Origin of the sequence: Clostridium sp., assembly GCF_051656525.1 — a bacterium.
GTDB lineage: Bacteria > Bacillota > Clostridia > Clostridiales > Clostridiaceae > Clostridium.
In genome coordinates, this window is the sequence record NZ_JBOGCC010000364.1 from 1 (window position 1) to 2,098 (window position 2,098).

Below are 2,098 nucleotides of genomic sequence, written 5' to 3' on the forward strand. Positions count from 1 at the left end.
TAAAGAAACATTTACAGGTTTCACAGCACAAATAATTCAACATGAAGTAGATCATTTTGAAGGAATAATTATTTAGTGAAAAGGTAAAAGCTTAGTAAAACAAAAAGTTTTATTAAGCTTTTTCTTTTAATTAGGTTAAATTGAAGGTAAAAGTGATTTTAAACTTTTATGTTTTTTTAATGAAATACCAACAGAAAGAATTAAAATAGATTTTAATAAATCAGTTACTACAAAAGGAGCTACACAAACAAGAATGCTTTTGTAAATACTTGAATTTGTGACTAATGAAAATTGAAGTACTCCAATGGAATAGTTAATTAAAACACTAAAAATAATTCCGGAAAATATTAAAGCTTTTTTACAAGTTCTTTCACTTATAAAGCCAATTATAAAGGCCATTATAGGGAATGATAAAATAAATCCACCTGTTGGGCCTAAAATTATTCCAATCCCACCTGTGAAGTTTGCAAAGATTGGAGCGCCTATAGAACCAAGCATTATATAAATTAAAATACTAATGAATCCTTTTTTAGCTCCTAGCAAAATACCACAAAGCCCAATACCTAGGGTTTGCATTGTTAATGGGACAGATCCAGGAAGGGGAATTGCTATTTGTGCAAGTATAGAAACTATAGCTGCAAATAAAGAACAAATTATAAGATTTTTTGTTTTCATAAAAACGCTCCTTAAAAGTAATATATTTACATATTAATCTTTAAAATGGGAAATGTCAACTTATATAAAATACAAAGGTGACAATTGTAAAAAGAAATAAAAAATTAATAAAATATGTATAAATAATGAATAATATGGTAATATGAAATATAGACAAAACTTAAAAGATTAGTAAGGATATATTTTAAGAGGGGTAAAAATGAGAGGGTATTATATATATGTTGTACTAACTAGGACAAATTCAGGTTTATCAAATGTAATTAAATTGGTTACAGGAGATACATATACACATGCAGCAATTTCTTTAGATAAAAACTTAAATGAGATGTATGGATTTAGTAGAAAATATACTCATAATCCATTTATAGGGGTTTTGAAAAAGGAAGATGTTACGAAGGGATTATATAAGCATCAAAAAAGATTATTAGGTAGAATAATCGAGATTAAAGTATCAAAAGAGGAATATAGAAAATTTAGAGTTTTATTTCAGGAATATATAGATAATAGTTATAAATATAAATACAATACAAAAGGACTAGTATATGGGTTATTAAAAAAAGAGAAGGACATTAAAGATAGATTTTTATGTTCAGAATTTGTATATCATGTTTTAAAAGAAAGTGGAATTATAGATTGGGATAAGCCTGCTAATTTGGTGAGACCACAAGAATTAGCTGAATTATTAGGGAATAGTATTTATGAAGGTGATTTGAAAGAAAGAAGATTAAATTACTTAGGAAAAGGTATTGAAGAATTTTTAGAAGAAGGTATTGTTGAGAATAAATATTTAGTGTAAAAGCTAAGTATTTATTTTTTTACTTGAAAAGAAATAATAAATAGTATATATTGTAATTAATAAAACAATGTTTCGTTAAAAGAGTAAGTAAATAAATATATAGTAATATAAATAAAACAATGTGATGAATGGAGAGAATAGAAGAATGGATAAAAAAATAAAAATGGATATGAATCTCAATGGTGTTGGAAGTATAGCAAAAGGAAAATATAATGAGATTTCGATAAATGGTGTAGGGAAGTTAAATGGTGATATTGAGGGAACAAATATATCTGTAAATGGAACTTGTACAGGGAATGGAAATATTAAAGGAAAAGAAATATCTGTAGATGGATATGTAAATATTAAGGGAGAACTTCAGTGTGAAAATCTTTCTGTACGGGGAAGTCTTAAATTATCAAAAGAAGTAAAAGGTGAGATTTTAAAAGTTGATGGCGAAGTAAGGTCATTAGGAAAGATAGAGTTTAAAAGAATTGAAGGAATGGGAAGTATAGTTAGTGAAAATGACTGTATCTGTGATGAAATTAAAACAGAAGGATTTATAAAGGTTTTAGGATTATTATCAGCAGATAATATAGAAATTATTTCAGATAGAAAATCAAGAATTAATGAAATTGGTGGAGAAAA

3 protein-coding genes and 1 pseudogene are annotated in these 2,098 nt (G+C 26.2%); 3 read left to right on the top strand and 1 reads right to left on the bottom strand.

Annotation, left to right across the window (positions count from 1 at the left end):
• The coding region (locus tag ACRDDY_RS17695; protein ID WP_438566251.1) for a peptide deformylase at window positions 1-76 on the top strand (76 nt) is incomplete at its 5' end.
• 59 nt (window positions 77-135) lie between these two features.
• Here the strand turns inward: ACRDDY_RS17695 and ACRDDY_RS17700 are convergent.
• The gene (locus ACRDDY_RS17700) at window positions 136-675 is read right to left on the bottom strand and encodes a biotin transporter BioY (RefSeq protein WP_438566249.1); all 540 of its coding nucleotides are present in this window, start codon (window positions 673-675) and stop codon (window positions 136-138) included.
• A 199-nt stretch (window positions 676-874) separates the two neighbouring features.
• Here ACRDDY_RS17700 and ACRDDY_RS17705 point away from each other — a divergent pair, with 199 nt between their 5' ends.
• Together ACRDDY_RS17705 and ACRDDY_RS17710 are read left to right on the top strand one after the other, a co-directional pair.
• Window positions 875-1,471, top strand: a complete 597-nt coding sequence (locus tag ACRDDY_RS17705; protein WP_438566250.1) for a hypothetical protein — start codon at window positions 875-877, stop codon at window positions 1,469-1,471.
• A gap of 145 nt (window positions 1,472-1,616) precedes the next feature.
• A pseudogene (locus ACRDDY_RS17710) lies at window positions 1,617-2,098 on the top strand (hypothetical protein); the annotation flags it as partial.